Source organism: Micromonospora sp. BL1, from assembly GCF_003667485.1.
GTDB lineage: Bacteria > Actinomycetota > Actinomycetes > Mycobacteriales > Micromonosporaceae > Micromonospora > Micromonospora tulbaghiae.
Genome location: NZ_RCVK01000400.1, coordinates 1 through 25,903, shown reverse-complemented (window position 1 = coordinate 25,903; position 25,903 = coordinate 1). Strand labels below are relative to the sequence as shown.

Here is a 25,903-nt window from a genome sequence, read left to right as displayed (position 1 = left end):
GTCGGCAACGTTACAAGCGAGGTGGGCTCGGGTTTTCCCGGACCCGGCGGGCCTGCCGCCGCTGACCGGCCCGTCCGGTGGCCCGGATCACCGGCGTGAGGGCCAGGGCGAGCCGGGGGAAGGCGTCCAGGAGCCGCACCTGGGCGCCGCGCCAGCGCGGCAGGCTGACCACCGGCCGGGGCCGGCGGGCCAGCCGGACGGCCCGCGCGGCCACCCGCTCCGGCGTGAGCAGCGCGCCGGTGAAGGACGCCAGCGCTCCCGGGTCGTCCAGCTTGTCGTGCAGCATCGGCGTCCAGATCCCGTCCGGGCACAGGCACGACACGTGTACGCCCCGGACGCCGGCCATCCGCAGGTCGCTCAGGGTGCCGAGGCTGAACGCGAGCAGGGCGTGCTTGCTGGCCGCGTACACCGTCTCGCCGGGCGCGGCGATCAGCCCGGCCAGCGAGACGACGTTGAGCACGTGGCCGCGGCCCTGTTCGCGCATCACCGCGACGGCGGCGAGCGTGCCGTTCATCGCGCCGAGCGCGTTCACCTCGACCACCGCGCGGCGGGTCGGGGCGTCGTGTCCCCACGACGGGCCGGTCACCAGGATGCCCGCGTTGTTCACCCAGAGCCCCAGGCCACCGGGCGCGGCCGCCGCCTCGGCGGCGACCTCCGCGCAGGCGGACTCGTCGCGTACGTCGAGCGGGCGGGACCAGCCGCCCAGCGACGCGGCGGCGGCCGACGCGGCCCCGGCGTCGGTGTCGGTGAGCAGCACGTTCCAGCCGTCGGCGTGCAGCGCGGCGGCGATGGCCCGCCCCAGCCCGCCGGCCGCTCCGGTCACCACTGCGGCACCGCGTCCCGAGCTCGTCATCGGCGCACGTTAACCGCAACCGGCGGCCCGGGGCCAGAGGCGTCAGGCGGTGGGCGCTTCCAGCGGCTGCGGGCGGTTCTCCCACTTGGTCGACAGGGCGATGCTGGTGCGGGTGGACGCCACACCCGCCGTCCGGTTCAGCCGGACGATCAACTGCTCCAGCTCGGCGATCGTTCCGACCCGCGCCTTCAGCAGGAAGGACTCGACGCCGGCCATGAAGTAGCAGGACTCGATCTCGGGGATGCGGCGGAACGACTCCAGCACGTCGTCGGTGTCCGCGTCGGAGTCCTCGATGATGCCGATGAGCGCCGTCACGCCGAGCCCGATCGACTCCGGCTCGACCTCGGCCCGGTACGCCCGGATCACGCCGCTGGACTCCAGCTTGCCGACCCGCTCGTGCACGGCCGGGGCGGAGAGGCCGACCTGACGGGCCAGCTCGGCGTACGACAGACGGGCGTTGCCCCGCAACAGCTCCACGAGGCTCAGGTCGATCGTGTCCACGGAGAGTGACCCTATCCGTTCGGCGACCACGGAACACTGTCGGTACCCGTGGATCAACCCTTCACAAACGTACGATGACGGGGGTTCTCCGCCGGTACCATTTCCTATCCTTCCCAGTGTGTGCGTTTTTCGCGTTTGGCGGACACGTCCGGTAGCCGGTGCTGTAATTGCCATACGTCCCTCATGACGGCTCTGGGCTCGCACCGGCCGGGGGCAGTGTGTTCAGCCGGGGGCTTCGTCGACGCGAGGAGGGGGCTGTGGACACTGGAGATCGCCTGCTGACACCGGGTGAGGTCGCTGCGCTGTTTCGGGTGGACCCGAAGACCGTGACCAGATGGGCAGCGGCCGGCCGGATCGGCAGTATCCGGACTCCAGGAGGGCACCGCCGGTTTCGGGAATCCGAGGTGCGGGCCCTGCTCGAGGGGGAGGGCATGCTGGACGAGGCGGAGGACATGGGCAAGGCCCGCAACATGGGCCCGACCGCTTCCACCGGCCCCGGACCGGCGAACGCCGGCATGTACTGAACGTGCGGGGCGCGGTCCGGCCGAGGGCCGCGCCCCGTACGTCGCAGCCGGGCCGGTCAGTCCGGATCCGCCTCACGGCGACCGGCGGCCAGCTCGCCGGACCACCGCCGGAACAGCGTGTGCTCGACACCGAGCGCGTCGAGCACCTTCCCGGCCACGAAGTCCACGAGCTGCCCGGCGGACGCCGCCGCGCCGGCACCGTAGAAGCCCGGACTGGCCGGCAGCACCACCGCGCCGGCGTCGTGCAGCGCGATGAGATGTTCCAGGTGACTGCGGGTCACCGGCGTCTCCCGGGGCACCACGACGACCGGGCGGCGCTCCTTGAGGTTCACCTCGGCGGCGCGCTGGAGCAGATCCTTCGACAGCCCGATCGCGATGCCCGCGCACGCGGCGGTGCTCGCGGGCACCACCGCCATGCCGCGTACCGGGTAGGAGCCGCTGCTCGGGCCCGCGGCCAGGTCACCGGCGGGCCAGTGCCGCAGGTCCGCGCCGGTGAGGTCGCGGTCGAGCCAGGCGGCCAGGTCCTCGGCCCAGTGCGCGTCCCGGAAGGGCCGGCCGGTCTCGTCCAGCACCGTCAGCCGGGCCGCCCGGGAGACGATCAGGTCCACCGCCTGGCCGGCGTCGAGCAGGCCCCGGACGACAGCCGCCGCGTACGGTGTCCCGGACGCGCCGGAGACACCCACCACCCATGGTTCGCGCATGCCCTCAAGCGTGCCTGGTCGCCGCAGGCGGCCGGGCGGCGACCCCCCTTTCGGTCGGCCCGCCCGGGATGTCCAGAGGGTTCACGGAACGTCCCGCGACATGAAATTCTTCGACCGGCGATCCACTTCCACGGGAGGGGCCGGTGATGACGGCGGCGGTGCTGCGGGCGCTCCGCTCCGACTGCCCGATCCCGCCCCGCCTCTCCCCGTACGCCGACGACGTGCAGGGCTGGCTGGTGGAACTCGTCGACCGGCTCGGCCTGCCGGCTGACCCGGACACCCGCCGACGGCTGGCGCGGGCCGGCTTCGCCCGGTACGCCGGGCGGCTCTACCCGGACGCCACCGAGCCCGACCTGCGGGTGCTGACCGCGGTGTTCACCTGGTTCTTCCTCGTCGACGACGCCTGCGACGGGCGGGACGGGCTGACCCCGCCGCAGATCCGGGCGCTGCGTGACGGCGCGCTCGCGTTGCTGCGCGAGGGCCCGCGCGCCCGCCATCCGGGCTTCTCCGGCCCGCTGCGCCGTCTGCTGGTGCAGGCGTGGCGGGAGCCGCGCCGCCGGATGCCGGCCCGGTGGCGGCTGCGTTTCGCCGACGCGGTCGCCGACCACCTCGACGGGGTGTACCGGGAGGCCACCGCCACCACGTCCGGCCGCCCACCGGGCGTCGCCGAGTACCTGCGGCTGCGCCGGGCCACGTCGGCGGCGTACGTGTCGTACCCGCTGATCGAGTTCGCGTCCGGGCGTCCGCTGCCCGACGCGGTCTACCACCATCCGGCGCTGCGGCGGCTCGCCGGCCTCGCCAACGACCTGCTGTCCTGGTTCAACGACATCGCCTCGCTGGAGCGCGACCGGGCCACCGGCGGCGGGCACAACCTGGTGCTGGCGACGGCCGCCGAGCGGGGCGTGCCGGTGCCGGCGGCGGTCGACCTGGTGGCCGCGCACTGGCGGGCCGAGATGGACCGGTTCGCGGCGCTCCTGGCGGCGGCGCCGTCGTTCGGTCCGACGCTCGACGACGCGGTCGCCATCCATCTCGACGGGCTGGCCGCCGCCGTGCGCGGCACTGTCGACTGGACGCTGGAGAGCGCCCGCTACCCGGTCGCCGCGGCGTCCTGACCGGGGTGCGGCGCCCGGTCGTCGCCGTTACGGCCGCAGGCCGAGCCGGATCACCAGGTCGAGCAGCGCGAGGACGAACAACGCGATGCCGACGAACCCGTTGGCGGTGAAGAACGCCCGGTTGACCTTGCTCAGGTCGGTGGGGCTGACCACCATGTGCTGGTAGGTGAAGGCGACAGCGGTCAGCGCCAGCCCGATCCACCACAGCCAGCCGAAGCCGACCCAGGCACCGAACCAGATGAACAGCGCGAACGTCACCACGTGCGCGACAGTGGAGGCGTGCAGCGCGAAGCGCAGCCCGTACCGGGCGGGGACGCTGTGCACGCCGATCTCCCGGTCCACGTCGGCGTCCTGGCAGGCGTAGATCAGGTCGAAGCCGCCGATCCAGAGGCCGACCGCGGCGCCGAGCAGCCAGGCCGGGCCGGAGCCGTCGAGCGTGCCGGTGACCGCCAGCCAGGCGCCGACCGGGCCGACCGCCTGGGCCACCCCGAGGATGGCGTGCGGCCAGTTCGTGAACCGCTTGCCGTACGGGTAGACCACGAGCGGCACCACGGCGAGCGGCGCGAGCACCAGGCAGAGCGGGTTGAGCAGGGCGGCGGCGGCCAGGAACACCACGAGCGCGACGGCCGCGCCGGTCCAGGCCGTCCGCACGCTCACCGCGCCGGTGACCAGTTCCCGGTTCGCGGTACGCGGGTTCCGCGCGTCGATCCGCCGGTCGAGGATCCGGTTCGCGGCCATGGCGAACGTCCGCGCGCCGACCATCGCCACGGTGATCAGCAGCAGGTCGAGCCAGCGCACCCGGCCGCCGTCGAGCTGCATGGCGGTCAGCGCCGACAGGTACGCGAACGGCAGCGCGAAGACCGAGTGCTCGATGGCGACGAGCTTGAGGAAGGACGAGACCCGGCCGGGCCGTTCCTGGACTGCCGCCGTCATCAGATCCCGTATTCCTTCCAGCGCTTGTCGACGAGCGAGACGACCTCGGGCGACATGCGCATCTCCTCCGGCCAGCCCCGGCTGTAGCCCTCCTCGGGCAGCTTGCGGGTCGCGTCGATGCCCGCCTTGCCACCCCAGAACTGCTGGTACGACGCGTGGTCGAGGTGGTCGACCGGGCCTTCGGTGACCATCAGGTCGCGGGCGTAGTCGACGTTGCCGAAGGCGCGGAACGCGACCTCGTTGTAGTCGTGCACGTCGCAGTCCTCGTCGACGATCACGATCAGCTTGGTCAGCGACATCATGTGCGCGCCCCAGATCGCGTTCATGACCTTCTGCGCGTGCTTGGGGTAGCGCTTGCGGATCGACACGATCGCGCAGTTGTGGAAGACGCCGGCGGCGGGCAGGTCGTAGTCGACGATGTCCGGGATGAGGAAGCGCAGCAGCGGCGCGAAGATCCGCTCGGTGGCCTTGCCGAGGCCGTGGTCCTCCTGCGGCGGCTGGGACGTGACGATCGAGTGGTAGACCGGGTCGCGCTGCATGGTCATGCACTCGATGTGCATCACCGGGAACGGCTCGACCGGCGTGTAGAAGCCGGTGTGGTCGCCGAACGGCCCTTCGGGCAGGCGCTCGCCCGGCTCGATGTAGCCCTCCAGCACGATCTGCGCGTGCGCCGGCACCTGCAGCGGGACGGTCAAGCAGTCCACCATCTCGACCCGCTCACCGGCGAGGAACCCGGCGAACAGGTACTCGTCGATGTCGGCCGGCAGCGGCGCGCTGGCCGAGTACGCCACCACCGGGTCCGCGCCGATCGCGATCGCCACCGGCAGCCGCTGGCCGAGCCGCTCGGCGACCGCGTGGTGCGCGGTGGAGTTCTTGTGGATCTGCCAGTGCATGCCGATCGTGTTGTGGCTGTGCTGCTGGAGCCGGTAGAGCCCGAGGTTGCGCTTGCCGGTCTCCGGGTGCTTGGTGTGGGTCAGCCCGAAGTTGTGGAAGATCCCGCCGTCACCGGGCCACACCTGCAGGCCGGGCAGCCGGTTCAGGTCGACGTCGTCGCCCCGGTAGACCACCTGCTGGCAGGGGGCGGTCTTGACCTTCTTCGGCGGCATCGACTTGAGCTGCATGACCTTGCCCAGGCCGCCCATCATCCCGGAGAAGCCCTGCGGCAGCTCCGGCTTGAGCATGTCGCCGATGCGCTCGCCGATCTCGTCGAGGTGCTCCACCCCGAGCGCCATCGCCATCCGCTTCTCGGTGCCGAACAGGTTGATCGCCACCGGCATCTCACCGCGGGTGGGGCGCTCGAACAGCAGCGCGGGCCCGCCGGCCCGGACGGTGCGGGTGACGATCTCGCTGATCTCCAGCGTGGGGTCGACCGGCGCGCTCACCCGCCGCAGCTCGCCCGCACGCTCCAGCGCCGCGAGGAAGTCCTTCAGATCGGTGTACGGGAAGCGAGCCGCCATGCCCCCATCCTCCCGTACCGCCTTCCTCGGGCCGGGCTCGCCCCCGGTCAACAGGGGGCGGGCGTCCAGGCGTACGCGGCCAGCGGCTCGTCGAGCGGCGCCTCGGTGAGCCGGTTGGCGAACGTGGAGATCGTGTACGTGCCGACGCCGAGCACCACGTCCAGCGCGTGCCGGGGCTGCCATCCGGCGGCGAGCAGCGCGTCCAGGTCGGCGTCGGGGACCGCGCCCCGGTGGTCGAGGACGGCGACGGTGAAGCGGCGCAGCGCCTCCAGCCGGGGGTCGGGCAGCGCCGTACCGGCACGCAGCGCCTCGATCAGCTCGGGCGCGGCGGCGTGCCGGACGAGCGTCGCGGTGTGCATGGCCACGCAGAGGTGGCAGCCGTTGCGGGTGGCGACCGTCAGCACGACCACCTCGCGGGCGACCGGGTCGAGGTCGGTCGCCTCGAACGCGGCGTTGGCGGCGAGGAAGCCCTTGAGCAGTTCGGGCGAGCCGGCCATCAGGCCGACGGCGGCGGGCAGGTGGCCGAGCGAGCGGCGTACCCCGGCCATGACCGGGCGGGCGGCGGCGGGCGCGGTCTCCGGCTCGTACGTGGTGAAGCGGGACATCACAAGGCCCCTCTCGTAAGATAGTCAACGTGGTTGACGAAATAGTAAACGTGGTTGTCGAACATGGCAACGCCTGACCGCCCCGGCTTCGCGCTGCCGCTGCTCCTGCTCGCCGGCTTCCGTGCGCTGATCGACGACCTGCACGCCGAGCTGGCCCGCCAGGGGCACCCCGAGCTGCGCCCCGCCCACGGCTTCGTCCTCCAGGCCGTCGGCCCGGCCGGCACCACCGCCTCCGACCTCGGGCAACGCCTCGGCGTCTCCAAGCAGGCAGCGGGCAAGACGGTGGACCGGCTGGTCGCGCTCGGCTACCTGGACCGCGTGGACGACCCCGCCGACGCCCGCCGCAAGCTGGTCCGGATGACCGCGAAGGGCCACGACGGGCTGCACCGCTCGGCGGTCGTCTTCGACGAACTACGCGACCGCTGGGCGGCCACGCTCGGCGCGGACCGGGTCGACGCCATCGAGGACGACCTGCGCCGGATGGTCCCCGCCGACGTGTTCCGCCTCGACGTCCCCGGCTGGTTCGGTGGGTGAGACGGCCACTCAGCGCCCGTAGAGGAGAGCCGGGTCGACCAGGACCACGTCCGGCCGCCCGGCCGTGGCCTCGACGAGGTCGTCCTCGAAGCCGTGGCCGCCCGCCAGCAGCAGCCGCGCCCCGGTCGCGTCGAAGCCGGGTCGCCGTACCAACAGGGCCCGGATCCGCTCCAGCCGCTGGAGTTCGGTCCGGCCCAGCCGGCGACCCCACTTGACCTCACCGATCGCCAGGAGCGGGTGAGGGCCGTCGCCCGGCGGCGGCTCACCCATCGCGACCAGGTCGAGTTCGTGACGCGTCCGGGTGTCCGGGTCGGTCAGCGTCGCCGCGCTCACCTGGGCGACGTGCCCACCGAGAAGCTCGGGTTCGGCGAAGCGCAGCGCCCACTGCCGCACGATCTCCTCGAACCGGGGTCCGAGCACCGCGCTGGCGTAGCGGCGCTGTGAGCGACGCCAGACGTCGGCGCCGCGCCGCTGCTCCAGCGCCGTCCACGCCGGGCGCATCACGGCCTGGTAGAAGGTGATCAACGGCTCGGTGATCCGGTAGTTGCTGCGACCGCTGCGCAGCGGGTCGGGCTCACGCAGCAGCAGCCCGGCGTCCTCCAGCACGGTCAGCGGGTGCTGGAGGTCGGTGGCCTTCCGCCCGATGTAGCCGGCGATGCCGCCCCGGCTGGCGTTGCCCTCCGCGACGGCGGCGAGAACCGAGTGGTACAGCGCCGTGTCCCGCAGGTCCGGATCCTCGGCCAGCAGGTATCGGGCCTCACGGAACAGCGGCCGGGCCGGGTTCAGGACCGTCCGCACGATCCACGCGTCGAAGTCGTCCGGCCCGGCCGGGGTGTCGTCCTGGACGTACTCGCGGCGGTACGCGGGGGTGCCTCCGACGACGGAGAAGACGCGCACCGCCAGCAGCGGGTCGTCGATCTGCCAGAAGGCCGCCGCAGCGCGGAAGTCCAGTGGCTGCACCGGCAGTTCCAGGCCGGCCCGCCCGCGCAGCGGCGCCGACCCGGCGAGCAGTCCTCCCATGAAGGACAGCGCCGAGCCGCACAGCAGCAACCGCGCCCGGGACCCGGTCCGCTCCGGACGCCCTGGTGTCAGCGCATGCTGGATGATCGACGGCAGGTCACGGGCCGCGCGCACCAGGTACGGGAACTCGTCGAGGACGACGGTGACGGGGCGCTCCCGTCCGAGCGCGAGCAGCGCGTCGACAGCCGCACCCCAGTCCGGCAGGTGGACGGGGCCTGGTGACCCGGAGTACGCGCCCAGAGCCTCACCCAACCGGCGCAGCGATTCGGTCGACGTCGCCTCGGTCGCGCCGAAGTAGAAGCCGCCGCTCGCCTGCGCCAGTTGGTACAGCAGCAGGGTCTTGCCCTGCCTCCGGCGGCCGCTGACCACGCCGAGCGTCGCGCCGGGCCGGTCGTCGGCCACGAACCGGGCCAGTTCGGCCCACTCGACGTCCCGGTCGAAGATCTCCGCGGGTTTTCCGAGCAGCGGCATACGGAACCACATTTCTTATAACTACAGTTCTAAGAAGTGTAGTCCTACATTCTGCGTCACTGACAGCTTCGCCGACGGCGGTTCATCATCGGCGGATGGATGACGCATACGTGGTGGGTGACCCCGACGGCCTCAGCCCGCTCCAGGCCGAGATCCGCGACGCGGTGGCCCGCGAGCTGCACGCCCAGTTCGCGCTCCGGGCGGACCGCCTCGAACTGGCCGACCTGCCCGAGGTGGCCTACCAGATCACGCGCCGGGTGGACGAGGTGCTGACCGCGCGCCCGGCCACTACACCCCGGCGTACGAGTGCAGACCGGTGAAGAAAAAGTTCACGCCGAACAGGTTCATCATCACGGTCAGGAAGCCCACGATGGAGATCCAGGTCGCCACGTTGCGCTTCACGCTCGGCGTGGCCCGGGCGTGCAGGTAGCCCGCGTACACCACCCAGGAGATGAACGCCCAGGTCTCCTTCGGGTCCCAGCCCCAGGCACGACCCCAGGCCGCCTCGGCCCAGATCGCCCCCGCGATCACCGCGAAGGTGAAGATCGGGAACGAGAAGGCGTGCAGCATGAAGGTCAGCCGCTCCAGCCCGGCCGCCTCCGGGAGGCGGCGGGCCAGGGTGTACGGGAAGCTGCGCCGCCCCTGCTCCCAGCCGGACCGCATCAGGTACGCGGCGGCGGGCACCACGCCCAGCAGGAAGATGCCCGAGGCGAAGATGATCGTCGAGACGTGGATGATGAACCACCACGACTGCAGCGCCGGCATCAGCGGCTCGATCGGCACGTAGAGCTTCAGCTCGGCGAAGGCCAGCAGCAGCACCATGACCAGCGTCAGGAACAGCCCGAGCCGGCGCAGCCACGGCTGCTTCCAGAGCACCACGAGCCAGGCCGCCACACCGATCCAGGTGCCGGTCAGCACGAACTCGTACATGTTGCCCCAGGGCATCCGGTCGGCGGCGAGGCCCCGGGTGACCACGGCGCCCAGGTGCACGGCGGCTGCCAGCACGGTGAGCCAGGCGGCGATCCGGCCGGCCAGCACGGCCCGCGCGCCGGTGCGGTCCGGGCGCGGCGGCGTCGCCGCGACGGCCGGCTCGTCGACCGTGCCGCCGGCTCCGCCGACGCCCGCGCCGACCAGCTCCCGCGCCGGCGCGGCCGCGGACACCTTCCGCGCGTTGCCCAGCGCGAACTCCACCGCGTGGCTGATCATCGCGATCAGGTACGCCAGGATCGCGAACGCGACCAGCTGGTCGGAGAGTGCGGACATCAGTCGTCTCCTTCTCGCGCCCGCCGCGCGTCCGGCGCGTCGCCGCTCACCGCGGCGACGAGCTGCGCGAACTCGTCGGCGAACCCAGGGTGCTCGGTGCGCGGCAGCCCACCGGCCTCCACCAAACTACTACCGCTCGTCGGAGATCCGCCCTCGGGGGGCGAAACCCGGAACCAGACCCGGCGCCGCCGGGCGAACAGCGAGCCCATCAGGCCCAGCAGCAGCGTGCCGCTCGCCACCAGCAGCAACGTCTGCCCGGGCGCATGCCGGACCGCGAGCGTGATGTACGGCTTGGTGCCGACGAACTCCAGCGTGCTGCCGTCGTCCAGGGTCCACTTCTCCCCCGGCCGCAGCAGCTTGGTGCCGATCTCCTTGAGCTTGCCGTCGTCGATCTGCCGCCGGTCCAGCGCGTAGACCGAGCCGGGGATGCCGGCGTCCAGCCCGAGGTTGCCCCGGTACGCGGTCAGGTTCACCGCCGGGTTCCGCTCGGCCGGGTACTGCGACGAGACGTACGGCGCGCTCTCCGGCGCGGTCGGCAGATAGAGCCCGTCGAAGGCGATCTGCTGGTCCGGGGCCCGCGCGCCGGTCTTCGGGTCGACGTTGGCGTCCGGGAAGATCGCCACGCCCTCCTCGGTCGCGTTGGAGTCGCCGGTGCGCAGGAACGGCGCCTCGCTGGTCTGGCTGCGGCCGTACTTGTCGGTGTACTTCAGCAGCGGCGCGTAGCCGTTGCCGAGCAGGTAGACGTTCGCCGAGCCGAGCCGCAGCGGCGAGTTGACCGAGAACCCGGCGGTCCGTTCCGCGCCGCCCGGCTCGTCCACTGTCACCGTGGCCCAGTAGCGGGAGGCCAGCCCGGACGGCAGGTAGTCGGCCTCGAACTTCTCCAGCGTCAGGCAGAACGGGGGCAGGTCGGAGCTGTCCACGCGCGGGCCGAGCGACGCCTCGGCGTACTGCTGGCGGGTGTTGCAGAACGCGTTGTCCTCGCCGGCCACCAGGATGCGGTTGCCGTGCCATCCGTACCAGGAACCGAGCGCCACCCCGAGCAGGACGGCGACCAGCGACACGTGGAAGAGCAGGTTGCCGGTCTCCTTGAGGTAGCCCTTCTCGGCGGAGACCTCGTTGCCGCGCACGGTGACCCGCCACCGGCGGCGGCGCAGCACCGCCGCGATCGCCTCGGGGTCGGCGGCGGCCGGGACCTCCAGCACCGCGTGCTGCGGCAGCCGGTCGAACCGTCTCGGCGCGGCCGGTGGCCTCATCCGCAGCGCGCGGACGTGGTCGCGGGCGCGGGGCAGGATGCAGCCGATCAACGAGGTGAACAGCAGCAGGTAGATCGCGGAGAACCAGACCGAGCCGAAGACCTCGAACGCGCCGATCTGGTTCAGCCGGGGCGCGAGGTCGGGGTGGTCGACGAACCACTGGTTGACGCGTTCCGGGTTGACGCCGCGCTGGGGCAGCACCGAGCCGGGGATGGCCGCGATGGCGAGCAGGAACAGCAGGATCAGCGCGGTACGCATGCTGGTGAGCTGCCGCCACGAGTTGCGCAGCAGGGCCAGCACCGGGTTGACCCGCCGCCGGGGCGCCTGCGCGGGGGTCGACGGCCGGTCGTCGACGGTCGTCATCAGATGCTCACCTCGCCCACGCCCACGTTCGTCTGCAACCAGATCACCACGTTCACCCAGCCACCGGTGATCAGCGCCAGGCCGATCGCGATCAGCAGCGCGCCGCCGATCCGGGTCACCCAGCGGCTGTTGCGCCGGACGGCGCGGAACACCCCGAGCAGGCGCTGGAAGCCCAGCCCGAAGACGACGAACGGTATCCCCAACCCGAGGCAGTACGCCACGGCGAGCACCACGGCCCGGTCGGTCCCGCCCTCGGTGGCCGCCATGCCGAGCACCGCGCCGAGCGTCGGGCCGGTGCAGGGCAGCCAGCTCAGCGCGAAGACCGCGCCGAGCACCGGTGCCCCGAGCAGCCCGGCGGAGGGCAGCCAGCGGATGCGGAACTCCCGCTGCATGCCGGGGATCACCCCGAGATAGCCGAGGCCGAGCACCACCACGAGCGCGCCGATGACGATCTCCAGCGTGCGCTCGTACCGGAAGAAGAGCTTGCCGACGCCGGAGAAGAGGATCGCGGTGGCGACGAACACGACGGTGAAGCCCGCGATGAACAGCAGCGTGCCGGCGAGTACCCGGCCCTTGACGGCGGCGGTGGTCCGGGCCTGCGTCCGTTCCGCCACGGCGACGCCGCCCCCGGTCGGCGGTGGGTCCGGTGACTGCGGCGGGGCCGGGCGGCGGCCCTCCAGGTCGGTGCCGGCCAGGCCGGTCACGTACGACAGGTAGCCGGGCATCAGCGGGAGCACGCACGGCGACAGGAAGCTGACCAGTCCGGCCAGGGCGGCCGCGCCGACTGCGAGTAGCAGCGGGCCGGACTCGGCGAGCTGGCGGAACGTCTCGCCCATCAGCGGGAGCCGTTCGGCGGCGGCGACTCGGCGGCGATGTCCTCGACGATCGGCCGCAGTTCGTCACGGGTGACGGCCCGGCGGATCACCACGGCGATCCGGCCCTCACGGTCGAGCACGACGGTGGCCGGGGTGGTGTTCGGCGGGATGTCGAAGTTGAGCGCCTGCCGGCTGGCCGGGTCGAAGATGCTCGGGTACGTGACCCGGCCCTCCTCGAAGGCGATCGCCTTGTCCTTGCTGTCCTGCACGTTGATGCCGAGGAACGTCACGCCGGAGCCCTTGGTGGCCTGGTAGGTGGCCTCCAGGTCGTCCGCCTCGGCCCGGCAGGGCGCGCACCAGGAACCCCAGAAGTTGACCACGACGACCTGCCCGCGGTCGCGGGAGACGTCGTAGCTGCCGCCGGTGAGCAGCTCACCGCTCACCTTCGGCGTCTTGGACCGCTGGTCGGGGGCGCAGGTGACGGTGGAGCCGTCGGCCGCGCACCGGCTCTCCTGGCTGCCGGAGGAGCAGCCGACCAGCGCCGTACCGGCGGTCACGGCGGCGAGCAGGGCGGCGGCGAGCCTCCGGGTGAGCATCAGGCCCCCTTGGCCGTCCGGGCGGTCGGCGAGATCGACACGAGGTGGGCCGCCGGCTCGGAGTACCCGATGCCGACGATCTTGGCGCCGTCGAAGTGGAACGAGGTGAGGCTGGCCAGGCCGCACTGGCGGCGGCGCGGGTCGTGCCAGAGGCGCTTGCGCTCGACGTGCCGGCGCAGCGTCCAGATCGGGAGCTGGTGCGACACGAGCACCGCCTCCCGCCCCTCGGCGGCGACGCGGGCGGCGTGCAGCGCGGCGAACATGCGCTCGGCGATGGCCCGGTACGCCTCGCCCCAGGACGGGGTCACCGGGTCGCGCAGCACCCACCAGTTGCGCGGGTCGCGGAACGATCCGTCACCCGGCGAGACCTTCTTGCCCTCGAACCAGTTCGCGCTCTCGATCAGCCGCTCGTCGACGCCGACGGAGAGGCCGAACTGCGCCGCGATCGGCTCGGCGGTCTGCTGGGCGCGCTCCAGCGGGCTGGCCACCACGTGCACGACGGTCCGGTCGGCGAGCGCCTGCGCCGCCGCCTTGGCCATCTGCACGCCCAGCTCGGAGAGGCGGAACCCGGGCAGGCGGCCGTAGAGGATGCCGTCCGGGTTGTACACCTCGCCGTGCCGCAGCACGTGCACCACGGTCTCCGCCATTTGGTTACCCCCCGCTTCCCGCCGCTGCCGCCGCCCGCGCCGCGACCGGAAGGGCGGCGGCGATCTGCTCCCACGCGGTGTCGTCGATCGCGGCCGAGACGAACCACGACTCGAACGCGCTCGGCGGCAGGTAGACGCCGGCGGCGAGCATCGCGTGGAAGAACGCCTTGAACGCCGGCACCACCTGGGTGCGGGCGCTGTCGTAGTCGTGCACGTCCGCGTCGGTGAAGAAGACCGAGAACATGTTGCCCGCGGTGGAGAGGCGGTGCGGCACGCCGGCCGCGGACAGCGCCTCGGTGGTGAGCTTGCCCAGCGCGGCGGCGGTCTCGTCGAGCCGCCGGTAGAGCGCGTCGTCGGCCAGCCGCAGCGTGGCCAGCCCGGCCGCGCAGGCCAGCGGGTTACCGGAGAGCGTGCCGGCCTGGTAGACCGGGCCGGCCGGGGCGAGCTTCGCCATGATCTCCGCGCGTCCGCCGAACGCCGCGGCGGGCAGGCCGCCGCCCATGACCTTCCCGTACGTCCACAGGTCCGCGTCCGAGGGGTCGAGGCCGTGCCATCCGGCGCGGGACACCCGGAACCCGGTCATCACCTCGTCGACGATGAGCAGCGCGCCGTTCGCGTGGGCGATCCGGGCCAGCTCGGAGTTGAAGCCGTCGCGGGGCGCGATCACGCCCATGTTGCCGGCGGCGGCCTCGGTGATGATCGCGGCGATGTGCTGCCCCTCGGCGGCGAACGCCTCCTCGACCGCGCGCAGGTCGTTGTACGGCAGCACGATCGTGTCGCCGGCCGCCGCGCCGGTCACGCCGGGCGAGTCGGGCAGTCCGAACGTGGCCACGCCGGAGCCGGCGGCGGCGAGCAGCGCGTCCGAGTGGCCGTGGTAGCAGCCGGAGAACTTGATGATCTTGGAGCGGCCGGTGAAGCCGCGGGCCAGCCGGATCGCCGACATGGTCGCCTCGGTGCCGGAGTTGACCAGGCGGACCTGCTCCACCGGCGTCCGCGCGATGATCTCCTCGGCCAGGTCGACCTCACCCGGCGTCGGCGTGCCGAAGCTGGTGCCGAGCGCCGCCGCCTCGCGCAGCGCCTCCACCACCGCCGGGTGCGCGTGGCCGAGGATCAGCGGGCCCCAGGAGCAGACCAGGTCGACGTAGCGACGACCGTCGGCGTCGAAGAGCCACGGACCCTCCCCCCGGACCATGAAGCGCGGGGTGCCGCCGACGGCACGGAACGCGCGCACGGGAGAGTTGACCCCGCCGGGCACGACGGCCTTGGCGCGGTCGAACAGGGCCTCGGAGGCCGGAGCGTCGGCCGGGTAGCGGCCGGATCCGGCGGAAAAGGTCTCGGTCACGATGGGGCCATTGTGTCAGCGCCGGAGTGCTGCCTGGCAGGCACCCCGCGACGGGCGTAACCAGGCTCACCCGCCTGAGCGGCGCGACGGCCGACGGCGATCCGCTCGACAGGCCCGTCGGTCGAGATCGCGATAGGCTGACCGGGTGGATCGTGCCGAACTGTCCATCACCGTACACCGGACGGGTGACGAAGCCGTGCTTCGCCTGGCCGGTGAGATCGACATGCTCACGGCCGCCCAGCTCTCGACGGTGGTCAACGAGGTGCTGGCGGATCCGCCCCCGCGCATCGTGCTCGACCTGGCCGGGGTCACGTTCTGCGACTCGCAGGGCCTCGGCACGCTCGTGGTGCTCAGCCGCAAGGCCAGTCACACCCAGTGCCTGCTGATGCTCACCAACGTCGGTGACTTCCTGATCCGCGTCCTGGACATCACCGGCCTCCGCAGCGCCCTGATGATCCGCAACGAAGCCACCCCCTGACCTCGGCCCCCTCCCCCGCGATCTTGCACTTGCGGCCCTCGACCGGGGTGATTCACCCCTTTCGTCGCGGCCACAAGTGCAAGATCAACGCTGTTAGAGGACGGGGAGATCGCGGCGGCGGAACGTCAGCAGGCCGGCTGTGGCCAGGGTCACCGCCAGGGCCGTCAGCACGTAGAGCGGGGTGGGGGTCCAGGCGTCGCGCAGCACCTGCGGGGTGTGCGTGAACGGGGACACGTCCAGCAGCCACTGGTCCAGCTCCAGCACGGCGCCGAGCTGCCCGAGCAGCACGCAGACCGCCAGCACCACCCATGCGGCGGACGCGAGCCGGGGCAGCAGGCCGTAGAGCAGCACGGCGAGCCCGGCCAGCACCCACGCGGCCGGCACCTGGGCCAGGCCGGCGGCGAACATCCGGCCCAGTTGGCGGGGCACGTCACCGGTGCTCAACCCGTACGTCAGGCCGGTCGTCAGCCCGGTCACCGCGAGCACCACCACCGGGCCGAGCAGCGCGAACGCCACGTGCGACAGCAGCCAGGTCGAGCGCCGCGTCCCGGTGGCGAGCACCGGTTCGGCGTGCCCGGCGGACTCCTCGGCGCGCATCCGCAGCGCGGCCTGGATGCCGTACCCGGCCGCGGCCAGCCCGGCCAGGCTCAGCGTGACCCCCAGGTACGCGTCGGCCATCCCGGACGCCCCGCCGAGCCGGGCCACGATCTCCTCCATCCGCGGGCTCCCCTCGACCGACCGGCCGGCCGCCTCGGCCGCACCACCGAGGATCAGCCCGAGCAGGCCGAACCCGACCGACCACCAGAGGATCTGCCCCCGGTGCAGCCGCCAGGCCAGCCCGAACGGACCGGACAGGGCGCCGCCCGCAGTGGCCGGGCCGAGCCGGGGCGGCAGCACGCCCGCGCCCAGGTCGCGGCGGACCGAGATCGGGTACGCGAGCGCGGCGAGCAGCACCGTGGCGGCAAGCGGCAGCAGCAGCACCCACCACCGCTCCCCCTCGTACGGCCGGACACGGGCGCCCCAGCCCAGCGGGGACAGCCAGCTCGGCCAGTCGTTGCCGGCGGTGTCCCCGGCCAGGCGCAGCCCGAACGCGGCGCCGAGACCGGCGAGGCCGATTCCCCGCGCCCCGCCGGCGGTCTCGGTGAGCTGGGCGGCCAGCCCGCCGAGCGTCGCGAAGACCACGCCGGTCAGCACGGTGACCAGCCCGTACGCGACCGATCCGCCCACCGGCAGCCCGGTCGAGACCAGGCCGGCGGCGGTGAGCAGCCCGAGTACCAGGCCGGCCGCGTACGTGACGAGCAGCGCGGCGGTCAGCCCGGCGTGCCGCCCGAGCACGCTCCCGCCGAGCAGTTCCCGCCGCCCGGCCTCCTCCTCGGTGCGGGTGTGCCGGATGACCGTGAGCAGGCTCGCCAGCGCGACGATGAGCAGCAGGAAGCCGCTGCGCTGGGCGGTCAGCCCGCCGACGCTGTCGCCGTACGCCGGGCCGAGCAGCGCGACGATCGACGGGTTGCGGGCGGTGCCCTCCAGGTACGCGGCCCGCTCGGCGGCGGTCGGGAACAGCCCGGCGAAGCTGGCCGCGTACGTCATCGGCAGCACCGCGAGGATCAGCACCCACAGCGGCAGCAGGAGGCGGTCCCGGCGCAGGATCAGCCGGACCAGGTGACGGGTGCCGGTGAGCGCACTCATGACCGGTCCGCCGTCTCGGAACGCGCCACGTCGGAGGAACGCGCCACGCCGGAGGCGGGGGCCGCGCCGGAGGCGGGCGCCGTCTCGTAGTGCCGCAGGAACAGTTCCTCCAGCGTGGGCGGCGTGCTGACCAGGCTGCGTACCCCCAGCTCGGTGAGCCGGCGCAGCGCGGCGTCGAGCGACGCGGTGTCCACGTCGAAACGGACCCGCTGCCCGTCCACCCGCAGGTCGTGCACGCCGGGCAGGTCGGCCAGGCCGTCCAGCGGCGCGGCGACCTCGGCGTCGATCGCGGTGCGGTGCAGGTGGCGCAGGTCGCCGAGCGTGCCGGACTCCACCGTCCGGCCGGCCCGGATGATCGTCACCCGGTCGCAGAGCGCCTCCACCTCGGCCAGGATGTGGCTGGAGAGCAGCACCGTGCGCCCGTCCTGCCGGGCCCGGCGGACCCAGTGCTGGAAGACCTCCTCCATCAGCGGGTCGAGCCCGGAGGTCGGCTCGTCGAGGATGAGCAGCTCGACGTCGGAGGCGAGCGCGGCGACCAGGCCGACCTTCTGCCGGTTGCCCTTGGAGTAGGTGCGGCCCTTCTTGCGCGGGTCCAGCTCGAACGACTCCAGCAGCTCGGCACGGCGTCTCGGGTCGAGCCCGCCGCGCAGCCGGCCGAGCAGGTCGATCACCTCGCCGCCGCTGAGGTTGGGCCAGAGCGTGACGTCGCCGGGGACATAAGCGAGGCGGCGGTGCAGCGCCACCGCGTCCCGCCAGGGGTCGCCGCCCAGCAGCCGGACGGCCCCCGCGTCCGCCCGCAGCAGGCCGAGCAGCACCCGGATGGTGGTCGACTTGCCGGAGCCGTTCGGGCCCAGGAAGCCGTGCACCTCTCCGGTGCGGACGGTCAGGTCGAGCCCGTCGAGAGCCCGTGTGCGGCCGAAGGTCTTCACCAGGCCGGACACATCGATTGCCGTTTCCATACTTCAGAAGCTACGCTCGTTTCACAAACTTGTGAAGACTGTAGGGTCACGGGGTGAGCGTCGAGGAGCCGACTATGAACGTGCCGCCCCACCACGACGAGGAAGAGGTCCACCTCTTCGTCGAGCGGATGGCGATGGCCTTCGCCGACGTGGGCTTCCCCCGGATGGCCGCCCGGGTCCTGTTCACCGTCATGAGCGCCGACGACCCGCTCACCGCGGGTGAGATCGCCGAGCGGCTCGGCGTCAGCGCGGCGGCCGTCAGCGGCGCGGTGCGCTACCTGACCCAGTTCGCCATGCTGGTCCGCGAGCCGGTCAAGGGCTCCCGGCGCGACCGCTACCGGATGCCCGACAACCCGTGGTACGAGGCGACGATCACCAAGACCACGATCTACAAGAACTTCATCGACATCGCCGCCGGCGGGGTCGACGCACTGCACGGCCGGAGCACCCCGGCCGGCGAGCGGGTCACCGAGATGCGCGACTTCTTCCTCTTCGTACAGGAGGAACTGGAATCGCTCGGCGACCGCTGGCGGGCCCGGCGGGCCGCGACCGGGCACGGCGGCCCGGCCGGCGGCTGAACCGTCAGCGGGTGTTGCCCCAGCGCGCCTGCTCCAGCAGCTCCACCGCGCGGTCCCGGGCCGACGGGTCGTCGTCGGCGCGCAGCAGCGCTGTCGCCTCGTCCACCGCGTCGGTCAGGTGCCGCCACTGGAGATCCCGCTCCCGCACCAGGTCCGACTGGGCGGCGAGCTGCCGCGTCTTCACCCACAGGTCGACGAAGACGGTCACCTTCGCCCGCAGCACCCACGGATCGAACGGCTTGGTCAGGTAGTCGACCGCGCCGGCCGCGTAGCCGCGCAGCGCGAGCTGCGCGTCCTTGTCCGCGGCGGTCAGGAAGATGATCGGTACGTGCCGGGTGCGCTCACGCCGCTTGATGTGGGTGGCCGTCTCGAAGCCGTCCATGTCCGGCATCTGGGCGTCCAGCAGGATCACCGCGAAGTCGTCCACCAGGAGCTGTTTGAGCGCCGCCTCGCCGCTCTCCACCGCGACCGACTGCACCGGGAGACCCTGGAGGATCGCCTCCAGCGCCATCAGGTTCTCCCGCCGGTCGTCCACCAGCAGGGCCTTGGCCGTCTGCGTCACGCGTTCTCCTCGCCTCGGCTCCGGCCGATCCAGGACGCCATCAGTTCGATCAGCTCGTCCAGGTCCACCGGCTTGGTGATGTAGTCGCTGCCGCCGGCGCCGAGCGCCGACTCCCGGTCGCCGGGCATCGCCTTGGCGGTCAGGAAGACGATCGGCAGGTCCGCGAACCGGTGGTTGCGGCGGATCTGCGCGGTCGTCTCGTACCCGTCCTGGTCCGGCATCATGGCGTCCATCAGGACGATGTCCACCTCCGGGTGCTCGGCGAGCTGGCGGACGCCGTCCGCCCCGTTGTCCGAGTACAACACGGTCATCCCGTGCAGTTCCAACGCGGACGTCAGCGCGAACACGTTCCGCACGTCGTCGTCGATGATCAGCACTGTCACGCCGTCCAGGCGCCGGGTCGCGGGCGTCTCCTGCGGCTGCGGCAGCTCCATCGGCATGAGCAGCGAAGACGGCAGGCCCGCGCGGCTCGGCGACGGTGGCGCCGGCGCCACCACCGCGTCCGGCGCCAGCACATCGGGTACGAAGAGAGTGAACGTCGAACCCTGACCGGGCGCGGACGAGACGGTGATCGTGCCACCGAGCAGGCGGGCCAGGTCACGGCTGATGGACAGCCCGAGGCCGGTGCCGCCGTAGCGCCGGCTGGTGGTGCCGTCCGCCTGCTGGAACGCCTCGAAGATCAGCGACAGCTTGTCGTCGGAGATCCCGATGCCGGTGTCGATCACGGTGAACGCGATCACCCGCTGCGCGTTGGTCAGCGCCGGCACGTCGAAGACGGCGTTCTCCGCCGCCGGGCCGATGCGCAGCGTCACGGCGCCGTTGTCGGTGAACTTCACCGCGTTGGACAGCAGGTTGCGCAGGATCTGCTGCAACCGCTGGGCGTCGGTGACCAGCGCGGGCGGCAGGTCTTGGCTCACCCGTACCTGGAAGTCCAGGCCCTTCTCCTCGGCCTGCGGCGCGAACGCCTGCTCCACGTAACCGCGGATCTCGGCGAACTGGATCTCGGTGGGCTCCACGTCCATCCGGCCCGCCTCGATCTTGGACAGGTCGAGGATGTCGTCGATCAGCGACAGCAGGTCGGACCCGGCCCCGTGGATGGTCCGGGCGAACTCGATCTGCTTCGCGCTGAGGTTGCGCTCCGGGTTCTCGGCGAGCAGCCGGGCCAGCAGGAGCAGCGAGTTCAGCGGCGTACGCAGCTCGTGGCTCATGTTCGCCAGGAACTCCGACTTGTACGCCGACGCGCGGGTGAGCTGCTGCGCCTTCTCCTCCAGGCCGAGGCGGGCCAGCTCGATCTCCCGGTTCTGCGTCTCGATGTTGGCCTTCTGCTCGGACAGGAGCTTCGCCTTGTCCTCCAGCTCCGCGTTGGTGCGCTGCAACTCGGCCGACTGGTCCTGCATCTCGTGCGCCAGCCGCTGCGACTGCGCCAGCAGCTCCTCCGTACGCCGGTTGGCCTGGATGGTGTTGACCGCGACGCCGATGGTGAGCACCAGCCGCTCCAGGAACGCCAGGTGCAGCTCGGAGAACGTGGCCACGCCGGCGAACTCGATCACGCCGAGCAGCTCGCCCTCGAACTGGACCGGCAGCACCACCAGGTCGGCCGGGGGCGTGTCGGCCAGCCCGGACCGTACGACGAGGCGCCCGTCCGGCTGCGCCTTGACCCGGATCGTCCGGCGCGACAGGGCGGCCTGCCCGACCAGCCCCTCACCCGGGCCGAACGTGACGTCGTGGCCGCGTGCCACGTACCCGTAGGAGGCGGTGAGCCGCAGCCGCATGCTGCCCTCGGAGCTGTCCGCCAGGAAGAACGCGCCGAGTTGCGCGTCCACCAGCGGGGTCACCTCCTGCATGATCATGCGGCAGACCTCGCCCAGGTCGCGCTGGCCCTGGAGCAGACCGCCGATCCGGGCCAGGTTCGAGTCCAGCCAGCCCTGCTCGGCGTTCTTCTTGGTCGTCTCCCGGAGGGTGACGATCATCTGGTTGATGTTGTCCTTCAGCTCGGCGACCTCGCCCTGCGCCTTCACGTTGATCCGCTGGGTCAGGTCGCCGCGGGTCACCGACGTGGAGACCTGCGCGATGGCGCGCAGCTGCGTGGTCAGGGTCGAGGCGAGCTGGTTGACGTTCTCGGTGAGGTCGCGCCACGTACCGGAGACGCCCTTGACCTGGGCCTGACCACCCAGCTTGCCCTCGGTGCCCACCTCACGGGCCACGCGGGTGACCTCGTCGGCGAACGACGAGAGCTGGTCCACCATCGTGTTGACTGTGTTCTTCAGCTCCAGGATCTCGCCCTGCGCGTCGACTGTGATCTTCTGGCCCAGGTCGCCGTTCGCCACGGCGGTGGTGACCGACGCGATGTTCCGCACCTGACTGGTCAGGTTCGACGCCATCGAGTTCACGTTGTCGGTCAGGTCGCGCCACGTACCCGAGACGCCCTTGACCTGGGCCTGACCACCCAGCTTGCCCTCGGTACCCACCTCGCGCGCCACGCGCGTGACCTCGTCGGCGAACGACGACAACTGGTCGACCATCGTGTTGACGGTGGACTTCAGCTCCAGGATCTCGCCCCGGGCGTCCACTGTGATCTTCTGCGACAGGTCACCCTTGGCGACGGCGGTCGACACCTGCGCGATGTTCCGCACCTGCGCGGTCAGGTTCGACGCCATCGAGTTCACGTTGTCGGTCAGGTCGCGCCAGGTGCCGGCGACACCGCGCACCTGCGCCTGGCCGCCCAGCTTGCCCTCGGTACCCACCTCGCGCGCCACGCGCGTGACCTCGTCGGCGAACGACGAGAGCTGGTCCACCATCGTGTTGACAGTGGACTTCAGCTCCAGGATCTCGCCCCGGGCGTCCACAGTGATCTTCTGCGACAGGTCACCCTTCGCCACAGCGGTGGTGACCGACGCGATGTTCCGCACCTGGCTGGTCAGGTTCGACGCCATCGAGTTCACGTTGTCGGTCAGGTCACGCCACGTACCCGAGACGCCCTTGACCTGGGCCTGACCACCCAGCTTGCCCTCGGTACCCACCTCGCGCGCCACGCGCGTGACCTCGTCGGCGAACGACGAGAGCTGGTCCACCATCGTGTTGACCGTGTTCTTCAGCTCCAGGATCTCGCCCTGCGCGTCCACTGTGATCTTCTGACCCAGGTCGCCCTTGGCGACGGCCGTGGAAACCTGGGAGATGTTGCGGACCTGGCTGGTCAGGTTGCCGGCGAGCTGGTTGACGTTCTCGGTGAGGTCGCGCCAGGTGCCGGAGACGCCGCGCACCTGCGCCTGGCCACCCAGCTTGCCCTCGATGCCCACCTCGCGCGCCACGCGCGTGACCTCGTCGGCGAACGACGAGAGCTGGTCCACCATCGTGTTCACGGTGTCCTTCAGCTCCAGGATCTCGCCCTGGGCGGCCACCGTGATCTTCTGCGACAGGTCACCCTTGGCGACGGCGGTCGACACCTGGGCGATGTTTCGCACCTGCGCGGTCAGGTTCGACGCCATCGAGTTGACGTTGTCGGTCAGGTCCTTCCAGGTGCCCGCCACGCCCGGCACCTCGGCCTGGCCGCCCAGCTTGCCCTCGGTGCCCACCTCGCGGGCCACCCGGGTCACCTGCTCGGCGAACAGCCGCAGCGTGTCGGTGAGCGAGTTCATCGTGTCGGCCAGCTCGGCCACCTCGCCGCGCGCCCCGACCGTGATCTTCTGCGACAGGTCGCCCTTCGCGACGGCCGTCGCCACCTGGGAGATCGACCGCACCTGCCCGGTGAGGTTCGACGCCATGGTGTTCACCGAGTCGGTGAGGTCCTTCCAGGTGCCGGCCACCCCGCGCACGTCGGCCTGGCCGCCCAGCTTGCCCTCGGTGCCCACCTCGCGGGCCACCCGGGTCACCTCGTCGGCGAACGACGAGAGCTGGTCCACCATCGTGTTCACGGTCCGGCCGATACGCAGGTACTCGCCGCGCAGCGGACGACCGTCGATCTCCAGCGCCATGTGCTGGGACAGGTCGCCGTCGGCCACCGCCACGATGACCCGGGCGATCTCGGTCGTCGGGCGGCCCAGGTCGTCGATGAGCGAGTTGACCGCCCGCTGCCCCTCCGCCCACGAGCCGTCCAGGCCCTCGTCGTCCAGGCGTTCGGTGAGCCGCCCGTCGCGGCCGACGATCCGGCTGATCCGCCGCAGGTCCAGGTGCTGCCGTTCCTGCAACGACACCACGTCGTTGAAGGCGTCGGCGACCTCACCGGGCAGACCAGCCCGCCGGGGCAGGCGCACCCGCAGATCACCGCGCCCCACCCGGCGCAACGCCTCGACCAGTTCACCGAGGAGCACCTCGTGGTCGGACGCGGACGGGTCCGCGGTCAGCGACTGATTCACCGTGGCCATCGTTCCTCGCTCCGCTCGGGCTCGTGCGGTCACACGGGCCATCCCATCATTGTGCCGCGCGATCCGTCGAGGTCACCGCGTGTGATCGCGCGTCACGTGCGGTATCAACCCGGGTGGTGGGTTCGCCGGGACGCTTGGCACCCGGGGTGGGCGCGGTGGAGGATACGAAGGTGTCAGCGGAGGCAGGGCCGGCCAGCGGCGGCGCGGACGAGCGCGTCCGCCGGGTCCGCCTCCCCGCCGACCGCCGCACCCCCGCCGCGGCCCGCGCGCTGGTGCGCACCATGCTGCTCGAAGCGCGGCTGCCCGAACTGCTGAACGAGGCGCTGCTGCTCACCACCGAGCTGACCACCAACGCCGTCGAACACGCGCGTACCGAACTGGACATCGAGGTCGACACCGACCGCAACGGCCTCACCGTGACCGTCACCGACTTCGCCTCCGGCCCGGTCGACGAGCTGATCGTCGGTGTGCGCAACACCACGTCCGACATCACCGAGGTCGCAGCCCGAGGGCGCGGCCTGCTGCTCGTCGACCACTTCTCCAGCCGGTGGGGCACCACGTACCTGCCCACCGGCAAGGGCGTCTGGTTCCGCCTCGACCGGCCCGGCCCCGGCGGGTCCGCCCGGCCGTCGGCCGGCCCGCTGCGCGTCGCCGAACCGGACCGGAACGGCGACGGTACGCCGAGCGCCGCGGCCATGAGCGAGTTGATGCAGCTCACCCCCGACTCGTACGCCGACGAGCCACTGCCCGAGTTCGCCACCGGACTGCTGACCCGGGTCGCCGAGATGGTCGGCGCCGCCGGTGGCACGGTCCGGCTCGACCGGGGCGACGGACTCGGCACCCAGGTCTTCGCCCGGTACGGCCGCCCGCCGCGCGAGGGCAACGAGCTGCTGCGCGTACCGCTGGCGGTGCACCGCCCGTACTCCGGCGAGCTGGAGCTGGACGCGGCGCCCTCGGCGTACGCCCGGCCACTCGCCGTACTGGCCGCCGAACGGCTGTCGCTGCACCTGGAGAACGACCGGCTGCGCCGCGCCGACGTACGCCGCTCCACCTGGCTGACGTTCCTGGCCGAGGCCAGTGAACTGCTCGCCCAGTCGCTCGACGTCGAACTGACCATGGCGCTCGTACCGCAGCTCGTGGTGCCCCGGCTCGGCCAGTGGTGCGCCGTGCACACCACCGACGAGTGGGGCCGGCTGCGCCTCGCCGCGTCCAGCCACGCCGACGAGGCGATGCTGCCGCAGCTGCACCGGATCCTCCAGGAGACCGGCCCCGACTCGATCCAGTCCCGGCTGCGCGAGGCGTCCCGCAACGCCGCCCAGGTGCCGCTCGGCGGGCCGATGGAGGGCTTCGCCGTACCGTTGATCGCCCGTGGCCAGCGGCTCGGCACCCTGGCCGTGGGCCGGCACCAGCGGCAGCGGCACGACCCGGACGAGGTGTCGGTGCTGGAGGACGTGGCCCGCCGCGCCGCCCTCGCCATCGAGAACGCCCGCATCCACGCCGAGCGCCGCCGGGTCGCCCAGACGCTCCAGCAGTCGCTGCTGCCGCCGGTCCTCCCGGTGGTCGAGGGCATCGGCTTCGCCGCCGAGTACGTCCCGACCGGCGACGACGCGGAAGTCGGCGGCGACTTCTACGACGTGCTCCCGCTGCCGGACGGCCGCTGGCTCGTGGTGGTCGGCGACGTATCCGGCAAGGGCGTACAGGCCGCCGCCGTGACCGGGCTGGTCCGGGACGTGATCCGGGTGCTCGTCGGCGACGGCAAACCGCTGCCCGAGGTGCTCGGCCGACTCAACGAGACGCTCGTCGAGCGCGGCGGCGGGCGCTACTGCACGCTGGCGCTGGCGGCTGTCGCACCCGGCGACGGCGACCAGCTCGACGTCTCGCTGCACCTGGCCGGCCACGACCGCCCGGTGCTGCTGCACGGCGGTGGCGGCGCGACGTTCGTCGGGGCCGGCGGTACGGCGCTGGGCCTGCTCGACACGATCACCACGCCGACCGCCGAGCTGACGCTCAAGCCCGGCGACGCGCTGATCTTCTACACGGACGGGGTCACCGAGCGGCGGCGCGGACGGGAGCTGTTCGGCACCGACCGGCTGCGCGAGTCGGCGGCGCCGCTGGCCGGGTACTCGGCCGACGTGGTGGCCGCCCGGCTGCGCGCCGCCACCATCGCGTTCTCGGTCGAGCCCCCACGCGACGACATAGCCATCCTGGTCCTCCGGAACGACACCCCCTAACCCCCGCCGCCTTCCCCGCCCGGGCGGGGAAGGCGGCGCCCGGGCGAGGCACCCCGTC

General features: G+C 72.3%; 24 protein-coding genes. 7 read left to right on the top strand and 17 right to left on the bottom strand.

The genetic code is table 11. From position 1 onward, the window contains the following. Positions 1 to 10 precede the first annotated feature (10 nt). On the bottom strand, positions 11 to 853 hold the full coding sequence (locus EAD96_RS29475) for an SDR family oxidoreductase (RefSeq protein ID WP_121686533.1): 843 nt from the start codon (positions 851 to 853) through the stop codon (positions 11 to 13). A gap of 42 nt (positions 854 to 895) precedes the next feature. Continuing rightward, complete coding sequence (locus tag EAD96_RS29470; protein ID WP_120572118.1) at positions 896 to 1,354, bottom strand: Lrp/AsnC family transcriptional regulator; 459 nt, start codon at positions 1,352 to 1,354, stop codon at positions 896 to 898. 257 nt (positions 1,355 to 1,611) lie between these two features. Between EAD96_RS29470 and EAD96_RS29465 the strand changes: the two genes are divergently transcribed. Then, positions 1,612 to 1,878 carry a BldC family transcriptional regulator gene (locus tag EAD96_RS29465; RefSeq protein WP_013473529.1) on the top strand — a complete coding sequence of 89 codons (267 nt, stop codon included), beginning with the start codon at positions 1,612 to 1,614 and terminating at the stop codon, positions 1,876 to 1,878. Between the two features lie 56 nt (positions 1,879 to 1,934). Here the strand turns inward: EAD96_RS29465 and EAD96_RS29460 are convergent, their stop codons facing one another. Further along, positions 1,935 to 2,579: a UbiX family flavin prenyltransferase gene (locus EAD96_RS29460; protein ID WP_047891631.1), complete on the bottom strand. Its 645-nt coding sequence runs from the start codon at positions 2,577 to 2,579 to the stop codon at positions 1,935 to 1,937. Between the two features lie 146 nt (positions 2,580 to 2,725). Between EAD96_RS29460 and EAD96_RS29455 the strand changes: the two genes are divergently transcribed. Next, the gene (locus EAD96_RS29455) at positions 2,726 to 3,691 is read left to right on the top strand and encodes a terpene synthase (protein ID WP_121686532.1); all 966 of its coding nucleotides are present in this window, start codon (positions 2,726 to 2,728) and stop codon (positions 3,689 to 3,691) included. A gap of 27 nt (positions 3,692 to 3,718) precedes the next feature. Here EAD96_RS29455 and mqnP read toward each other — a convergent pair whose 3' ends face one another. From mqnP to EAD96_RS29440, 3 genes are read right to left on the bottom strand one after another with little or no spacing between them, the layout of a single operon-like run. Then, on the bottom strand, positions 3,719 to 4,624 hold the full coding sequence (mqnP, locus tag EAD96_RS29450) for a menaquinone biosynthesis prenyltransferase MqnP (protein ID WP_091414355.1): 906 nt from the start codon (positions 4,622 to 4,624) through the stop codon (positions 3,719 to 3,721). Beyond that, the gene (locus EAD96_RS29445; protein ID WP_030273542.1) at positions 4,624 to 6,081 is read right to left on the bottom strand and encodes a menaquinone biosynthesis decarboxylase; all 1,458 of its coding nucleotides are present in this window, start codon (positions 6,079 to 6,081) and stop codon (positions 4,624 to 4,626) included. The genes mqnP and EAD96_RS29445 overlap by 1 nt, the downstream gene beginning before the upstream one ends. 47 nt (positions 6,082 to 6,128) lie before the next feature. Next, positions 6,129 to 6,686 carry a carboxymuconolactone decarboxylase family protein gene (locus EAD96_RS29440; RefSeq protein ID WP_121686531.1) on the bottom strand — a complete coding sequence of 186 codons (558 nt, stop codon included), beginning with the start codon at positions 6,684 to 6,686 and terminating at the stop codon, positions 6,129 to 6,131. A gap of 63 nt (positions 6,687 to 6,749) precedes the next feature. Here EAD96_RS29440 and EAD96_RS29435 point away from each other — a divergent pair, with 63 nt between their 5' ends. Beyond that, positions 6,750 to 7,220, top strand: a complete 471-nt coding sequence (locus EAD96_RS29435) for a MarR family winged helix-turn-helix transcriptional regulator (RefSeq protein WP_121686530.1) — start codon at positions 6,750 to 6,752, stop codon at positions 7,218 to 7,220. A 9-nt stretch (positions 7,221 to 7,229) separates the two neighbouring features. Here EAD96_RS29435 and EAD96_RS29430 read toward each other — a convergent pair whose 3' ends face one another. Next, positions 7,230 to 8,711 (bottom strand): ATP-binding protein, encoded by a 1,482-nt coding sequence (locus EAD96_RS29430; protein WP_121686529.1) that lies wholly within the window; start codon positions 8,709 to 8,711, stop codon positions 7,230 to 7,232. A gap of 95 nt (positions 8,712 to 8,806) precedes the next feature. On the opposite strand from EAD96_RS29430, the gene EAD96_RS29425 reads away from it, so the two are divergent. Then, entirely contained in the window at positions 8,807 to 9,031 is a 225-nt protein-coding gene (locus EAD96_RS29425) for a hypothetical protein (protein ID WP_047891625.1), read from the top strand. Here the strand turns inward: EAD96_RS29425 and ccsB are convergent. The 6 genes from ccsB to hemL are packed head-to-tail and all read right to left on the bottom strand — an operon-like array spanning position 9,000 to position 14,990. Beyond that, the gene (gene ccsB / locus EAD96_RS29420; RefSeq protein ID WP_121686528.1) at positions 9,000 to 9,974 is read right to left on the bottom strand and encodes a c-type cytochrome biogenesis protein CcsB; all 975 of its coding nucleotides are present in this window, start codon (positions 9,972 to 9,974) and stop codon (positions 9,000 to 9,002) included. The genes EAD96_RS29425 and ccsB overlap by 32 nt on opposite strands. After that, positions 9,974 to 11,590, bottom strand: a complete 1,617-nt coding sequence (locus tag EAD96_RS29415) for a cytochrome c biogenesis protein ResB (protein ID WP_121686527.1) — start codon at positions 11,588 to 11,590, stop codon at positions 9,974 to 9,976. Before EAD96_RS29415 ends, ccsB begins: the two co-directional genes overlap by 1 nt. Next, positions 11,590 to 12,426: a cytochrome c biogenesis CcdA family protein gene (locus EAD96_RS29410; protein ID WP_121686526.1), complete on the bottom strand. Its 837-nt coding sequence runs from the start codon at positions 12,424 to 12,426 to the stop codon at positions 11,590 to 11,592. Before EAD96_RS29410 ends, EAD96_RS29415 begins: the two co-directional genes overlap by 1 nt. Continuing rightward, on the bottom strand, positions 12,426 to 13,001 hold the full coding sequence (locus EAD96_RS29405; RefSeq protein ID WP_121686525.1) for a TlpA disulfide reductase family protein: 576 nt from the start codon (positions 12,999 to 13,001) through the stop codon (positions 12,426 to 12,428). The genes EAD96_RS29410 and EAD96_RS29405 overlap by 1 nt, the downstream gene beginning before the upstream one ends. After that, positions 13,001 to 13,648 carry a histidine phosphatase family protein gene (locus tag EAD96_RS29400; RefSeq protein WP_116503393.1) on the bottom strand — a complete coding sequence of 216 codons (648 nt, stop codon included), beginning with the start codon at positions 13,646 to 13,648 and terminating at the stop codon, positions 13,001 to 13,003. Before EAD96_RS29400 ends, EAD96_RS29405 begins: the two co-directional genes overlap by 1 nt. Before the next feature lie 4 nt (positions 13,649 to 13,652). Next, positions 13,653 to 14,990, bottom strand: a complete 1,338-nt coding sequence (gene hemL, locus EAD96_RS29395) for a glutamate-1-semialdehyde 2,1-aminomutase (protein WP_121686524.1) — start codon at positions 14,988 to 14,990, stop codon at positions 13,653 to 13,655. A gap of 145 nt (positions 14,991 to 15,135) precedes the next feature. Between hemL and EAD96_RS29390 the strand changes: the two genes are divergently transcribed. Continuing rightward, the gene (locus tag EAD96_RS29390; RefSeq protein WP_013283540.1) at positions 15,136 to 15,468 is read left to right on the top strand and encodes an STAS domain-containing protein; all 333 of its coding nucleotides are present in this window, start codon (positions 15,136 to 15,138) and stop codon (positions 15,466 to 15,468) included. A 93-nt stretch (positions 15,469 to 15,561) separates the two neighbouring features. On the opposite strand, the gene EAD96_RS29385 is transcribed toward EAD96_RS29390, so the two are convergent. Together EAD96_RS29385 and EAD96_RS29380 are read right to left on the bottom strand one after the other, a co-directional pair. Further along, positions 15,562 to 17,154 (bottom strand): ABC transporter permease, encoded by a 1,593-nt coding sequence (locus EAD96_RS29385; protein WP_121686523.1) that lies wholly within the window; start codon positions 17,152 to 17,154, stop codon positions 15,562 to 15,564. Next, positions 17,151 to 18,113: an ABC transporter ATP-binding protein gene (locus EAD96_RS29380; protein WP_013473516.1), complete on the bottom strand. Its 963-nt coding sequence runs from the start codon at positions 18,111 to 18,113 to the stop codon at positions 17,151 to 17,153. Before EAD96_RS29380 ends, EAD96_RS29385 begins: the two co-directional genes overlap by 4 nt. A gap of 74 nt (positions 18,114 to 18,187) precedes the next feature. Here EAD96_RS29380 and EAD96_RS29375 point away from each other — a divergent pair, with 74 nt between their 5' ends. Then, positions 18,188 to 18,691 carry a GbsR/MarR family transcriptional regulator gene (locus EAD96_RS29375; protein WP_013473515.1) on the top strand — a complete coding sequence of 168 codons (504 nt, stop codon included), beginning with the start codon at positions 18,188 to 18,190 and terminating at the stop codon, positions 18,689 to 18,691. Between the two features lie 4 nt (positions 18,692 to 18,695). On the opposite strand, the gene EAD96_RS29370 is transcribed toward EAD96_RS29375, so the two are convergent. Next, positions 18,696 to 19,253, bottom strand: coding sequence for a two-component system response regulator (locus tag EAD96_RS29370; protein WP_013473514.1), 558 nt, complete (start codon positions 19,251 to 19,253; stop codon positions 18,696 to 18,698). Next, positions 19,250 to 23,614 carry a HAMP domain-containing protein gene (locus EAD96_RS29365; RefSeq protein ID WP_013473513.1) on the bottom strand — a complete coding sequence of 1,455 codons (4,365 nt, stop codon included), beginning with the start codon at positions 23,612 to 23,614 and terminating at the stop codon, positions 19,250 to 19,252. Before EAD96_RS29365 ends, EAD96_RS29370 begins: the two co-directional genes overlap by 4 nt. Before the next feature lie 170 nt (positions 23,615 to 23,784). Between EAD96_RS29365 and EAD96_RS29360 the strand changes: the two genes are divergently transcribed. Next, on the top strand, positions 23,785 to 25,845 hold the full coding sequence (locus EAD96_RS29360) for a SpoIIE family protein phosphatase (RefSeq protein ID WP_013473512.1): 2,061 nt from the start codon (positions 23,785 to 23,787) through the stop codon (positions 25,843 to 25,845). The last annotated feature ends 58 nt before the right edge of the window (positions 25,846 to 25,903 follow it).

Excerpts from the sequence above, each read along its gene's own strand:
- EAD96_RS29475 (WP_121686533.1), bottom strand. The coding sequence starts at position 853 with ATGACGAGCTCGGGACGCGGTGCCGCAGTGGTGACCGGAGCGGCCGGC.
- EAD96_RS29460 (WP_047891631.1), bottom strand. The coding sequence starts at position 2,579 with ATGCGCGAACCATGGGTGGTGGGTGTCTCCGGCGCGTCCGGGACACCG.
- EAD96_RS29455 (WP_121686532.1), top strand. The coding sequence starts at position 2,726 with ATGACGGCGGCGGTGCTGCGGGCGCTCCGCTCCGACTGCCCGATCCCG.
- mqnP (WP_091414355.1), bottom strand. The coding sequence starts at position 4,624 with ATGACGGCGGCAGTCCAGGAACGGCCCGGCCGGGTCTCGTCCTTCCTC.
- EAD96_RS29445 (WP_030273542.1), bottom strand. The coding sequence starts at position 6,081 with ATGGCGGCTCGCTTCCCGTACACCGATCTGAAGGACTTCCTCGCGGCG.
- EAD96_RS29440 (WP_121686531.1), bottom strand. The coding sequence starts at position 6,686 with ATGTCCCGCTTCACCACGTACGAGCCGGAGACCGCGCCCGCCGCCGCC.
- EAD96_RS29435 (WP_121686530.1), top strand. The coding sequence starts at position 6,750 with ATGGCAACGCCTGACCGCCCCGGCTTCGCGCTGCCGCTGCTCCTGCTC.
- EAD96_RS29430 (WP_121686529.1), bottom strand. The coding sequence starts at position 8,711 with ATGCCGCTGCTCGGAAAACCCGCGGAGATCTTCGACCGGGACGTCGAG.
- EAD96_RS29425 (WP_047891625.1), top strand. The coding sequence starts at position 8,807 with ATGGATGACGCATACGTGGTGGGTGACCCCGACGGCCTCAGCCCGCTC.
- ccsB (WP_121686528.1), bottom strand. The coding sequence starts at position 9,974 with ATGTCCGCACTCTCCGACCAGCTGGTCGCGTTCGCGATCCTGGCGTAC.
- EAD96_RS29415 (WP_121686527.1), bottom strand. The coding sequence starts at position 11,590 with ATGACGACCGTCGACGACCGGCCGTCGACCCCCGCGCAGGCGCCCCGG.
- EAD96_RS29410 (WP_121686526.1), bottom strand. The coding sequence starts at position 12,426 with ATGGGCGAGACGTTCCGCCAGCTCGCCGAGTCCGGCCCGCTGCTACTC.
- EAD96_RS29405 (WP_121686525.1), bottom strand. The coding sequence starts at position 13,001 with ATGCTCACCCGGAGGCTCGCCGCCGCCCTGCTCGCCGCCGTGACCGCC.
- EAD96_RS29400 (WP_116503393.1), bottom strand. The coding sequence starts at position 13,648 with ATGGCGGAGACCGTGGTGCACGTGCTGCGGCACGGCGAGGTGTACAAC.
- EAD96_RS29385 (WP_121686523.1), bottom strand. The coding sequence starts at position 17,154 with ATGAGTGCGCTCACCGGCACCCGTCACCTGGTCCGGCTGATCCTGCGC.
- EAD96_RS29380 (WP_013473516.1), bottom strand. The coding sequence starts at position 18,113 with ATGGAAACGGCAATCGATGTGTCCGGCCTGGTGAAGACCTTCGGCCGC.
- EAD96_RS29375 (WP_013473515.1), top strand. The coding sequence starts at position 18,188 with ATGAACGTGCCGCCCCACCACGACGAGGAAGAGGTCCACCTCTTCGTC.
- EAD96_RS29365 (WP_013473513.1), bottom strand. The coding sequence starts at position 23,614 with ATGGCCACGGTGAATCAGTCGCTGACCGCGGACCCGTCCGCGTCCGAC.